General features: G+C 70.4%; 11 protein-coding genes. 5 read left to right on the top strand and 6 right to left on the bottom strand.

What is annotated here, in order from left to right; all coding sequences use genetic code 11:
- Positions 1-14: 14 nt before the first annotated feature.
- From FH610_RS20360 to FH610_RS20350, 3 genes are read right to left on the bottom strand one after another with little or no spacing between them, the layout of a single operon-like run.
- Positions 15-1,304: an ABC transporter substrate-binding protein gene (locus FH610_RS20360; protein ID WP_139576109.1), complete on the bottom strand. Its 1,290-nt coding sequence runs from the start codon at positions 1,302-1,304 to the stop codon at positions 15-17.
- A 49-nt stretch (positions 1,305-1,353) separates the two neighbouring features.
- Entirely contained in the window at positions 1,354-2,232 is an 879-nt protein-coding gene (locus FH610_RS20355; RefSeq protein WP_139576108.1) for a carbohydrate ABC transporter permease, read from the bottom strand.
- A 19-nt stretch (positions 2,233-2,251) separates the two neighbouring features.
- Entirely contained in the window at positions 2,252-3,109 is an 858-nt protein-coding gene (locus tag FH610_RS20350; RefSeq protein ID WP_139576214.1) for a carbohydrate ABC transporter permease, read from the bottom strand.
- Positions 3,110-3,382: 273 nt separating this feature from the next.
- Here FH610_RS20350 and FH610_RS20345 point away from each other — a divergent pair, with 273 nt between their 5' ends.
- Both FH610_RS20345 and FH610_RS20340 read left to right on the top strand, forming a co-directional pair.
- Entirely contained in the window at positions 3,383-4,300 is a 918-nt protein-coding gene (locus FH610_RS20345) for a 5-dehydro-4-deoxyglucarate dehydratase (protein ID WP_139576107.1), read from the top strand.
- Positions 4,301-4,357: 57 nt separating this feature from the next.
- The gene (locus FH610_RS20340) at positions 4,358-5,659 is read left to right on the top strand and encodes a pectate lyase family protein (protein WP_139576106.1); all 1,302 of its coding nucleotides are present in this window, start codon (positions 4,358-4,360) and stop codon (positions 5,657-5,659) included.
- 61 nt (positions 5,660-5,720) lie between these two features.
- Here FH610_RS20340 and FH610_RS20335 read toward each other — a convergent pair whose 3' ends face one another.
- The 3 genes from FH610_RS20335 to FH610_RS20325 form a co-directional block, all read right to left on the bottom strand.
- A complete protein-coding gene (locus FH610_RS20335; RefSeq protein ID WP_161628036.1) occupies positions 5,721-6,134 on the bottom strand; it encodes an ester cyclase in 414 nt (137 codons plus the stop codon).
- A 135-nt stretch (positions 6,135-6,269) separates the two neighbouring features.
- Positions 6,270-7,673: an aldehyde dehydrogenase (NADP(+)) gene (locus FH610_RS20330; protein WP_240809079.1), complete on the bottom strand. Its 1,404-nt coding sequence runs from the start codon at positions 7,671-7,673 to the stop codon at positions 6,270-6,272.
- Between the two features lie 13 nt (positions 7,674-7,686).
- Positions 7,687-8,490, bottom strand: coding sequence for an NAD-dependent epimerase/dehydratase family protein (locus tag FH610_RS20325; RefSeq protein ID WP_139576103.1), 804 nt, complete (start codon positions 8,488-8,490; stop codon positions 7,687-7,689).
- A 477-nt stretch (positions 8,491-8,967) separates the two neighbouring features.
- Between FH610_RS20325 and FH610_RS20320 the strand changes: the two genes are divergently transcribed.
- The 3 genes from FH610_RS20320 to FH610_RS20310 are packed head-to-tail and all read left to right on the top strand — an operon-like array spanning position 8,968 to position 12,271.
- Positions 8,968-9,870, top strand: a complete 903-nt coding sequence (locus tag FH610_RS20320) for a 5-dehydro-4-deoxyglucarate dehydratase (RefSeq protein WP_139576102.1) — start codon at positions 8,968-8,970, stop codon at positions 9,868-9,870.
- An 8-nt stretch (positions 9,871-9,878) separates the two neighbouring features.
- Positions 9,879-11,153, top strand: a complete 1,275-nt coding sequence (locus tag FH610_RS20315; RefSeq protein WP_139576101.1) for a glucarate dehydratase family protein — start codon at positions 9,879-9,881, stop codon at positions 11,151-11,153.
- Positions 11,150-12,271, top strand: a complete 1,122-nt coding sequence (locus tag FH610_RS20310; protein ID WP_139576100.1) for a hypothetical protein — start codon at positions 11,150-11,152, stop codon at positions 12,269-12,271. Before FH610_RS20315 ends, FH610_RS20310 begins: the two co-directional genes overlap by 4 nt.
- Positions 12,272-12,302 lie beyond the last annotated feature (31 nt).

Genomic DNA, 12,302 nt, shown 5'->3' with positions numbered 1-12,302 from the left:
CGCGGCGGCGGTTGTCAGCCGCCGGTCGCCTTCTTCCATTCGGCCTGGGCGTCGGTCAGCTTCTGCGCCAGGGTGTCGAGGAACTCCTGGGGCTTCATCTGGCCGAGCAGCACCTTCTGGAAGAGGGGCTCGGTGTCGGCCTTGGTGATGGAGGAGAACTGGGGCAGGTAGTAGGGCGGCGACACGACCTGGGTGTTCGGGTCGTTCAGCGTGTCGACGGCGGTCTTCAGGTGCTCCAGGCCCTGCAGCCAGGAGTCGCCCTGCGCCTCGGTGTTGGCCGGGATCTGGCCCGTCTGCTGGTTCCAGTAGCTGTTGCTGTCGTGGGAGACCAGGAACTCCACGAACTTCCAGGCGGCGTCCTTGTGCTCGCTGCTCTTGAACACCGCGAAGCCGTCCACGGGGTTGGCGACGACGGTCCGCTTGCCGCCGGGACCGGTCGGCAGCGCGAAGGCGCCGATCTTGTCCTTGCCGTGCGCCTTGACGTGGTCGTTGTAGGAGCCCAGGTTGTGGTGCATCATCGCGATCTTCCCGGTGCCGAACGCGGCGACCATCTTCGGGAAGTCGTTGGTGACGTCGGCCTCGGGGGTGTCCTTCTTGTACAGCCCGGCCATCTTGGTGAGGAACTCGACGTTCTTCGGGTCGTTGACCGTGCTCTTGCCGGACCCGTCGAAGAACTCGCTCACGCCCGAGTAGGAGTACATCTCGGCCAGGACCTGGAAGATCGAGCCGGCGCCGCCGCGGATGGTGTAGCCGTACTCGTCGGGCTTCTTGGTCAGGTCGTCGGCGTCCTTGAAGAACTCGTCCCAGGTGTTCGGCGCCTGCTGGAGCTTGTCCTTCAGGTACCACACCACGTCCATGTTGGAGGTGTTGGGCACCAGGTAGAGCTTGCCGTCGGGCACGGTCTTGCGGACCGAGTCGAGCATCGGCGTGGCCAGCTTGCCGTTCACCGAGCTCTTGGCCAGCCACTCGTCCGCCGGCTCCAGCGCCTGCTGGCCGGTCAGGTTGGCCAGGTACGACGTGGTGACGCCGCCGACGTCTGGGGTGTCCCCGCCGGCGATGGCGGTGTCGTACTTCTGCTGGACGGAGGCGATGGGGACGCCGACGTACTCGACGTGGATCGAGGGGTTGGCCGCCTCGAACCGCTTGATCAGCTCCTGATAGATCGGGGTGCGGGCGCCCCCGTTGTTGTCCCAGAACGTGATGGTCGTCTTGCCTGAGCCCTCGCCGGAACCCGAGTCCGACCCACATGCGGTAGCGGTGACGGCGAGAACGGCGAGCGCCGCCCAGGCCACTTTGATCTTCATGGTTCCTCCTGCTTACGACAGGCTGGTCTCTTCAATGGTTGGGGGGTTGCTATCCCTTGACCGCACCGGCGCTGATGCCGTGCACGAGATAGCGCTGGACCACTGCGAACACGCAGACCACCGGCAGGGCGGCGACGACGCCCCCGGCCGCGAGAGCCCCGAAGTCGGCGCTGTACTCCCCGATCGTGTAGCTGAGCCCGACGGGGATCGTGAAGCTGTCCTGCTTGCTGACGAACATCAGCGCGAACAGGAAGTTGTTCCACGTGTGGATGAAGGCGAACGACCCCACGGCGATCAGGCCGGGCCGCAGCTGCGGCAGCACGATGGCGAGGAAACCGCGGAACCGGGTGCAGCCGTCGACCATCGCGGCCTCCTCGACCGTGAACGGCACGGCCGAGATGAACCCGCTCATCAAAATGATCGACAGGGGCAGGTTGAAGACGGTGTCGGCGACGACGAGGCTGGCCAGGTTATTGATCAGGCCGAGCGTCTTGAAGATCGAAAACAGCGGGATCAGCATCATCGCGCCGGGGATGAACTGGGTGCACAGCAGCACGACCATGAACAGGCCCCGGCCGCGGAACCGGTAGCGCGACAGCGCGTACCCGCCCATGACCGCGATGACCGTGGTGAACAGCAGCGACCAGACCCCGACGATCACGCTGTTCCTGAAGAACACCGCGTAGCCGATGTCGTTCCAGACGGTCTCGAAGTGCTCGAACGTGATCGGCCAGGGCACCGGGTCGGTCGATCCGGCCGGCCGCAGGGCGAACACGAGCATCCAGTAGAACGGCACGAGGGTGAAGACCAGGTACATCCCGAGGGGGACGTAGAGCCGCAGCACGCGGCCGGGATCGCGCCTCTTCCGTCGGCGGGTCCCCGCGGGCACCGCTCGGGTGCGCGGGCGGGTCATCACGTCGGCGCTCATTGCGAAACCCCTCGCCTCTTCATCGTTCCTCGCCGAACCGGCTGAGCCGGAGGTAGAGGATGGAGCAGAACAGCAGGATCACGAAGCCCGCCATCGTCAGCGCCGAGCCGTACCCGAAGTCCTTGGAGTCGACGGCCCGCTGCGCGACGTACAGCGGCAGCGTGGTCGTGACCTGCGCCGGGCCGCCGCCGGTGAGCGTGTAGAGCAGGTCGACGTTGTTGAACTCCCAGACCCCGCGCAGCAGCGTGGCCAGCACGATCGCGTCCCGCAGGTGCGGCAGCGTGACGTGGAGGAAGCGCCTGATCCGCCCGGCGCCGTCCACCGCCGCCGCCTCGTAGAGCTCGCCCGGGATGCCCTGCAGGCCGGCGAGCAGGAGGATCGCGAAGAACGGCACGCCGCGCCACAGCTCGGTCACCACCACGGCCGGGAAGACCGTGTCGGGATTGCCGAGGACCGCCGCCTCGGGCTGCCCGAGGAAGCGCAGCACCCCGGTGCTCGGCGTGTAGAGCAGGATCCAGATGCCCGTCGTCAGCACCCCGGAGACGGCCCAGGGGGAGAAGACGAGCGACCGGGCGAGCCCCCTGCCGATGAAACTTTCATTGACGATCAGGGCCAGGGCCAGCCCGAGGATCAGCTGAAGGCCGATCTCGACGACCACCCATTTGGCGGTGAAGCCCAGGCTGTGCCAGAAGACCTCGTCCTCGAACAGCATCTGCCGGAAGTTGTCGAGACCGGCGAAGCCGTCCGCCCATGGCCGGGTGAGGTTGCGGTGCTGCAGGCTGTAGTACGCGACGCTGGCGATCGGGTAGACGAGAAACGCGGCGATGAGCGCGACCGTCGGTGAGATCAGCAGGTACGGCACGGCCCTGCGGCGCATCGTCGTCACCGGCGCATCTCCTCTGTGACTTTTCCTGAACCATGTTCAAGACATATTCCTGAACGTAGTTCACAAACGTGGACGGATCAACGGTGATGTTCGGGCCTCGGTCCTGTCAAGAACCCGTGTCCTATTCGAAACATTCACCCTCTTGAGGCGCACGTCTTGACCGCGCGCCGCCGCGCACCGTACGGTCCCGGTGTTCATGAATATGAATCAGGTTCAGATGGATGTCAGATGAATGACAACTCAGAAGGATGACGGAGGAAGCCGGTGACATTCGACGGCCTGCTGTTCTTCCCGGTCACGCCCTGCGACGAGGAGGAGCGGCTCGACCTCGAGGTGTTCCGCCGGCACGTGCGGCAGGGCGTCGAGGCGGGGTGCGGCGCGGTGTTCGCCTGCTGCGGCACCGGTGAGTTCCCCTCGCTCAGCCTGCGCGACTACACCGCCTGCGTGGCCGCGGCGGTCGAGGAGGCGGCCGGCCGCGTCCCGGTGGTCGCCGGGACCGGCTACGGCACCGCGATGGCCCTGGAGTTCGCCAGGGCGGCAGCGGACGGCGGGGCCTCGGCCCTGCTCGCGCTGCCGCCATACCTCGTGCAGGCGGGTCAGGACGGCCTGCGCCGCCACTACGAGGCGATCGCGGACGGCACCCGGCTGCCGATCATCCTCTACCAGCGGGACAACGCCGTCTTCGAGCCGGAGACGGTCGCGGCGCTCGCGGAGCACCCGGGCGTCATCGGGCTCAAGGACGGCTACGGCGACCTCGGCCTCATGCGCCGGATCATCGAGGCCGCCCCGCCCGGAATGCTCTATTTCAACGGCCTGCCGACAGCGGAGCTGTCCCAGCCCGGTTACCGGGACCTCGGGGTGGTCCGCTACTCCTCCGCCGTCTTCTGTTTCCTCCCCGACCTCGCGCTCGCCTGCTACCGGGCGCTGCGGGACGGCCGCGACGACGTCGCGAACCGTCTGATCGAGGGCTTCTACCGTCCCCTGGTCGACCTCCGCGGCGAGGGCCCGGGATACGCCGTCTCGCTCGTCAAGGCGGGTGTGCGCCTGCGTGGTCTGGACGTGGGACCCGTCCGCCGGCCGCTGTCCGATCCCAGCCCCGAGCACCTCGACAGGCTCGCCGCGCTGATCGACCGCGGTCTCGCCCTTCTCGAAGAACTGGAGCGGTCGCCCAACCCGGCCTGAGCGCCGGCGACACGTACGGACTCGTCTCGGGGGAGCGACCGCGGAACGGAGACAGTCATGCCCGGAAGATCCTTACTCCTGTCGGCCGCCCTCGCGATCACGGCCGCCGTCCCCGTGCTGGGAGCGGGCCCCGCCGGGGCGGCCACCCCGCCGGCCGGGAAGCCGGCCGATCTCGGGCGGCAGACGCTGCCCGCGGGCGACGGCTGGGCCTCGGCCGGCACCGGCACCACCGGCGGCGCGGCGGCCCCCGCGTCGAACGTCCACGTCGTGACCGACCGCGCGGGCCTGGCCGCGGCGCTCGCCTCCCCCGGCCCCCGCATCATCTACGTCAAGGGCGTCATCGACGTCGACAAGACCTGTGCGGACTTCGCCACCGGCGGCTACACGCCGGCCGGTTACCTCGCGGCGTACGACCCGGCGGTGTGGGGCCGCGACGCCGAGCCGTCCGGGCCGATGGAGGATGCGCGGGCGGCCTCCGCCGCGGCGCAGACGAAGTACATCAAGCTCAAGGTGCCGTCCGGCACCACGATCGTGGGCCTGCCGGGAGCGACCATCCGGCACATCAACCTGCACGTGGACAAGGCGGACAACGTCATCATCCGCAACATCCGGTTCGAGGACGCGGCCGACTGCTTCCCCCAGTGGGACCCCACCGACGGCGCCGAGGGCAACTGGAACTCCCTCTACGACAACATCTCGGTCACCAACTCGACCCACGTCTGGATCGACCACAACTCGTTCACCGACGGAGACAACCCCGACTCCAACCAGCCGGTCTACTTCGGCCGGCCCTACCAGGTGCACGACGGGCAGGCCGACATCACCAGCGCGTCCGACTTCGTGACCGTGTCGTGGAACAAGTTCTCCGACCACGACAAGACGATGCTGATCGGCTCGACCAACAACCCCGCCAACGACCGGGGCAAGCTCAGCGTCACCGTGCACCACAACGAGTTCTCCGGCAACCTCCAGCGGCTGCCCCGCGTGCGGTTCGGCAAGGTGCACGTCTACAACAACTACTACCAGGTGCCCGACGCCGAGCCCTTCGAGTACGCGCTGGGCGTGGGCGTGGAGTCCCAGATCTACGCCGAGAACAACTACTTCCGGCTGAGCCGGAGCGTGGACCCGGCCGACCTGCTCTACAACTGGGGCGGCACGACACTGACGGCCAAGGGCAACCTGCTGCGAGTCGGCGGCGAGGAGCAGCCCATCGACCTGATCGCCGCCTACAACGCGAAGAACGACCCCGACCTCGGCGCCGACGCGGGCTGGACGCCGACCCTGCACACGGGGATCGACCCCGCCGAGACCGTGCGCAGGGAGGTCTCCCGGCACGCCGGGGCCGGCGAGATCCACTGACGGCCGGAGGCGCGCGGCCCCTCTGCACCCCAGAGGGGCCGCGCGTTCCGTACGGCGCGCCTCAGGCGGGCAGGCGGAGTCCGAGCTGGATGCACAGCTCGAGCTGGTCGTAGAACACCTCGCTGCAGGCGATCAGGCAGCCCTCGATCTCGAATATCCAGCAGCAGCGCACGCTTACCCGACGTCCGGTGGCCTCGACGACCTCGCCCGTGGTGAGCGGGAACGGGCCCGTGTGCGTGCCGATTCCCACGCCGACGGCGGCCACGGCCTCGTCCTTGACGATCTTCTGCCATACCGTGACGCGCGCGTCGGGGAACGCCTGCCAGAGCAGCGTGTGGTAGGACGCGACATCCGAGCGGCCCCTCGCGGGTCCGCCGGGCCCCACCGCGACGGGCTGGGAGCAGTAACACCCCATGAGCGCGTCCAGATCATGGGCGTTGTACGCGCCGAAATATCGGTCCACCACGTCGACCACCGCGAGACCCCCGATTCCCGCATCCGGAAGTCCAGGCTATCGAGACGAGGTTTTTGTCCTCTTCGTCCGGGTCCGAGCATGGAGGCGCCGCTCCCCCAGAAGGGAGAGCGGCGCGGAAACGCGCACGGCGGGGCGTCAGACGCGCGGGCGGCCGTCCACACGTTGCGGCACGCCGAGAGGGTTGTCGTCGCGCAGTTCCGGCGGCAGCAGGTCCGCCGGCCAGTCCTGGTAGGCCACGGGGGTCGTCCAGCGCCTGATCGAGGCCGCGCCGACGGAGGTGTGCGCCGGGGCCGTGGATGCGGGCCAGGGGCCGCCGTGGTGCATCGCCCAGCAGACGGCGACACCGGTGGGCCAGCCGTTCCAGATGAGCCGCCCGGCCAGCCGGTTCAGCACCGGCACCAGGTCGCGGGCCTCCTCCGGGCCGGCCGCGTGGACGGTCGCGGTCAGCGACCCGGGCAGCCGGCGCAGCACCGCGGGCAGGTCGGCGGGGTCGCGGTAGCGGACGACGATCGCCGACGGGCCGAAGCACTCCTCCCCCAGCTCGGGCAGCCCGTCCGCGAACGCCTCCAGGTCGGCGGCGAAGACCTGCGGGGTGATGCCGTCCACCGCGCCCCCGCTCGCCAGCACGGTGAGCCGCTCGGCCAGCCGGCCGGACGCCCGCAGATAGCCCTCGCGGATCTTGTCGGTCAGCATGGGCCCGCCGCTGGTCGCGCCCACCGCCTCGGCGACGGCCTGCTCGAACCCTCCCTCCGCCGGGACGAACACCAGGCCGGGGTTGGTGCAGAACTGTCCCACGCCCAGCGTCAGCGAGGCCGCGAACCCGGAGGCCACCTCGGCGGGGTCGGCCGAGGACAGCACGACGACCGGATTGACGCTGCCCAGCTCGCCGTAGAACGGGATGGGGTCGGGCCGCTCGTCGATCAGCTTCTGGATGGCCTTCCCGCCCGCGAGCGAGCCGGTGAAGCCGACCGCCGTGACGAGCGGGTGCTTCACCAGCGGGGCCCCCGCCTCGAACCCGTGCACGAGCCCGAGCAGGTCGGGGTCCGGCAGAGCCTGCCGTACGACGGAGGCGGTCAGGTCGGAGGTGCGGGGATGCCCCTCGTGGGCCTTGACCACGACCGGGCAGCCGGCCGCGAGCGCCGACACCGTGTCGCCGCCCGCCACTGAGAACGCGAAGGGGAAGTTGCTGGCCGCGAAGACGGCCACGACGCCGAGCGGGTGGTTCATCCGGCGCACGTCGGGACACGGCGGAGTGGCGCCGGGGTCGGGGTGGTCGATCACCGCCTCGACCCAGCCGCCGTCCCGCAGGACGTCGGCGAACAGCCGGAACTGCGCGGCCGTACGGGCGATCTCGCCGCGCAGCCGCGCCTCCGGCAGCCGGGTCTCCTCCGCGGCGGCCGGCCACAGCTCCTCGGCGTGCTTGAGCAGGGCGTCGGAGACGCCTTCGAGCACGGTGGCACGCTCGGCCGGGGGCGTCGCCCGCCATGCCTCGCCCGCCGCGGCGGCCCGCTCGACCGCCGCCTGGACGGCATCGTTCACCTGGCCGGTCACCTCATCCCCCCGTCGTAAGGTTCTCGACATCGTAGCGGGGGCCGCAGAACGCCCCGCCGACCAGCGAATGCGGCAGCTCGCCGAGATCGGGCTCGCCGTGCTCGGCGATGAGCTTCTCGGCGTAGGCCTCCGAGTCGTCCTTGGGCTCGTAGCCGATGGCCCGGCCCTCCTCCAGCGACCACCAGCGGCGCGTGTTGGCCGACACGCCCCACACCACGTGGAAGCCGTCGGCCGCCAGCGACGCCTCGGCCAGCCGGGCGCAGTCGTCCGGGGACAGCCAGGTCGACAGCATGCGCACGTCCTTGGGCTGCTCGAAACACGAGCCGATGCGCAGGCACGTCACCTGCATGCCGTAACGGTCGTGATAGAGCGAGCCGAGCGCCTCCTTGGTCACCTTGCTCACGCCGTAGAAGGTGTCGGGGCGCGGGAACAGGTAGTCGGGGGCCTCGCCCTCGCTGCGCGGGAAGAACCCGACCGCGTGGTTGCTGCTGGCCAGCACGACGTGGCGCACTCCGGCCCGCCTCGCGGCCTCCAGCACCACGTAGGTGCCGTGGATGTTGACCTGCAGGATGTCCGCCCACGGCTGTTCGAGGCTGTGGCCGCCCAGGTGCAGCACCGCGTCCACGCCGTCCATCGCCGCGTCCATCGCCTCGGGGTCGGTGATGTCGGCGGTCACCGCCTCCTCGCCCGGCCCCGCCTCCAGCGGGACGACGTCGAGCAGGCGCAGCACGCGCCCCTCCCTGGCCAGCCGGGGTCGCAGCAGGGTGCCGACGCCGCCCGCCGCGCCGGTCATGAGAATTCGCATGTGCCTCCTGTCGGATCGGCCCTGCAATAGAGCGCGGCGCTCCGTGATCGTCCGCGCGACGTGCGGACCGTGTCAATGCCGAACGGCGCCAGTCTCGCAGTAACTCTCAACCGTTCACAACTACGGGCATGATTCACATATCTGACCCACGATCTCTTCTTGACGCAACTGTTGTCAATTTCTACGGTCTTGCTAGCAACTAAACACAATTGCGGAGCCGATTCAGAAACGTGGACAGGTCGAGCATGCGAACTGGAGGCGGGCGCATGCCGCGTCGTCTACCCGGTCAGCGTCATCCACTCGGTCGGCTACGCACGACCGCTCACGTTCCCGGCCTTCGAGCGGCAGTTCATGCGCGGGCTGACCAGCGCCGCGGTCAAGGCTGGCCAGGTTGACTTTCGTCGGATCACCCGGCTAGCTTCGTGGACATATTGAAGAACTTTGTCCATATATATGGACACCCAAGGGAGTGGGCGGATGCAGCTCGACGGCGTTCTCTTCTTTCCGGTCACACCGTTCGGCCCGGACGGTGAGCTGGCCGAGGACGTGCTGGCCAAGCACGTGACCCGGGGGGTGACCGAGGGAGCGGGCGGGGTGTTCGCCGCCTGCGGCACGGGCGAGTTCAACGCGCTGGGCATCGACGAGTACGCGCGGGTGGTGCGGATCGCCGTCGAGTCGGCGGGTGGGCGGGTTCCCGTCCTGTCCGGCGCCGGAGGCTCGCTCCCGTTCGCCCGCGAGTGCGCACGCAGGGCCGCCGACGCGGGCGCGGACGGTCTGCTGCTGCTGCCGCCCTACCTGGTCAGCGCGCCCGCCGACGGGCTGGTGCGCTACGTCCGCGAGGTCGCGGCGGCCACCGACCTGCCGATCATCGTCTACCAGCGGGCCAACGCCCGCTTCACGGCCGCCGCCGCGGCGGCGCTGACCGAGATCCCCAGCGTCGTCGGGTTCAAGGACGGCCTCGGTGACATCGACGCGATGCAGCGGATCATCCTCGCCGTGCGGGAGGCGACCGACCGCGACTTCACCTTCTTCAACGGGCTGCCGACGGCCGAGATGACCGTGCCCGCCTATCGGGGGATCGGCGTGAGCCTGTACTCCTCCGCCGTGTTCTGCTTCCTCCCGGAGGTGGCGCTGGCCTTCCACAAGGCCGTGACCGCCGGGGACGACGACCTCGTGCGGCGCCTGCTCGCCGGTTTCTACCGCCCCCTGGTCGAGCTGCGCGACCTGGTGCCCGGCTACGCCGTCTCGCTCGTCAAGGCGGGCGTCGCCCTGCGCGGCCTCGACGTGGGCCCGGTGCGGCCGCCGCTGGTCGACGCGGCGCCCGAGCACGTCGCCCGGCTGGAGAAGCTGATCGCGACCGGACTGGACATCGTCGGATGAGGAGCCGGATGAGGATTCGCGAGATCAACGTCACGCCGGTCGCCTTCCGCGACCCGCCGCTGCTCAACGCCGCAGGCGTCCACGAGCCCTGGGCGCTGCGCACGGTCGTCGAGGTCGTCACCGACGAGGGGCTGACCGGCCTCGGGGAGACCTACGGCGACCTCGACCACCTCGTGCGGGTGCGGGCCGCCGCCGAGGCGCTGATCGGCCACGACGTCTACGGCCACAACGCGATGTACGCCACCGTGGCCGGCCTCGTCGGGGCCGACGTCGTCACCGACCTGCACGGCCTGACCGGCACCTCCTCACGGGCCAAGACCGTCGACCGGATCTTCTCCCCCTTCGAGGTCGCCTGCCTGGACATCCGCGGCAAGGCCGTGGGCCGGCCCGTCGTGGACCTGCTCGGCGGCAGGGTGCGCGACGCCGTGCCGTACAGCGCCTACCTGTTCTACAAGTGGGCGGGTCATCCGGGCGCGCCGGAGGACGGCTTCGGCGCCGCACTCGACCCCGAGGGGGTGGTCGAGCAGGCCCGCCTGCTGATCGGCCGGTACGGCTTCCGCTCGATCAAGCTCAAGGGCGGCGTGTTCCCGCCCGAGCAGGAGATCGAGGCGATCCGCGCGCTGCGTGAGGCGTTCCCCGAGCATCCGCTGCGCCTCGACCCCAACGCCGTCTGGAGCGTGGAGACCTCGATCCGCGTGGGCCGCGAGCTCGACGGCGTGCTGGAATACCTGGAGGACCCGACCGAGGGCATCGAGGGCATGGCGCGGGTCGCCGCCGAGGTGCCGATGCCGCTCGCCACGAACATGTGCGTCGTCACCCCCGAGCACATCCCGTCGGCCGTACGCCAGGGAGCCATCGGCGTGCTGCTCACCGACCACCACTACTGGGGCGGTCTGGTGCGCTCGGCGCACATCGCCACACTGTGCGAGACCTTCGGCATCGAGCTGTCCATGCACTCCAACTCCCACCTCGGCATCAGCCTCGCCGCGATGACCCATCTGGCCGCCGCCACCCCGGCGGTCACCCACGCCTGCGACACCCACACCCCCTGGCAGGACGGCCAGGACGTGGTCGCCCCGTCTTCGGGCGGTAAAGGCGCGCTGCGGTTCGTGGACGGCGCGGTCCCGGTGCCGGACGGCCCGGGGCTCGGGGTGGAACTCGACCGCGACGCCCTCGCAATCATGAACGAGCAGTATGAGAAGTGCGGGGTCCGCTCCCGCGACGACACGACGTACATGAGGTCGGTCGACCCGTCCTTCTCCGCACGGAGGCCACGCTGGTGAACGTCATCTACGCCTACCCCTGGGACATCGCCGGCGACCCCGGCGCCGCCGCGCGCCTCAAGGCGCTCGGCGTCGACGCGGTGGCGCTCGCCGCGTCTTACCACACCACTCGCGCCGCGACCCCCGCCCATCCGGCCCACCGGCTGGTCGAGGCGCGGCACGCGGCCTGCTACGTCCCCGTACGCGAGGAGGCGTGGAAGGGCAACCGGCTGGTGCCCGGCACGCCGTCGTGGATGGACTCGGCCGACCCGTTCGGGGAGGCCAGAGACGCCCTGCGCGCCGCCGGCCTGCCGGTGCAGGCGTGGACCGTGTTGACCCACAACACGCTGCTCGGCTCGGCCAACCCCGACCTGGTCGTCACCAACGCCTTCGGCGAGATCTACCCCTATGCACTGTGCCCGGCGGCGGCGGACGTGCGCGACTACTGCCGCACGCTGGTCCACGAGGTCGTCGAGGTGGGCGACCCCGACGCGCTGATCCTGGAGGCGTGCGGCGCGCTCGGCTTCCGCCACGGCGGCCACCACGAGAAGACCGACGGCGCGGACTGGTCGCCCGCGCAGGTCGCGCTGCTGTCGCTGTGCTTCTGCGCGGCCTGCGTACGCCGCTACGAGGCGGCCGGGCTGGACGTCGCCGAGGTACGCGCGCGGGTGCGGGCGGGCGTCGACGGCGCGCCGGGCTCGGTCGAGGACGCGCTCGGCGACCTGGCCGGCGCGATGCGCGACCTGCGCACGGGGCTCGCGGGCGAACTGCGCGACCTGCTGCTGGCCGAGGCCAGAGCGGTGCGGCCGGACCTGAAGATCGCCCTGCACGCGAACGCCGACCCGTGGGCGACCGGCCCGTTCGCGACCGTGGCCGAGGGGGTGGACGTCGACCTGCTCGTCGGCAACTGCTGGAACGCCCCCGAGGTGGACGAGGCCGGGCTGCGCGCCCTGGGCCGGCTCGGCCCCCGCGTGGGCGCGTACGTGCTGGCCCTGCCCCCGCGCCCGGCGGACGGCGCGGCGCTGTCGTTCCTGGCCGAGGCCTACACGGCGGCCGGCGCCGCCGAGATCCACTGGTATCACGGCGGCCTCGCCTCCGCCGCCCGGCTGAAGGCGATCACGGAGGCCGTCCGCCGCTGAGCCGCACCGCGCCGCACCGCGCACCGCGCCG

It is taken from the genome of Microbispora catharanthi, assembly GCF_006334915.2.
GTDB classification, from domain to species: domain Bacteria; phylum Actinomycetota; class Actinomycetes; order Streptosporangiales; family Streptosporangiaceae; genus Microbispora; species Microbispora catharanthi.
The sequence above is the reverse complement of the archived record's forward strand: the minus strand, read 5'-3'. Positions and strand labels throughout refer to the sequence as shown.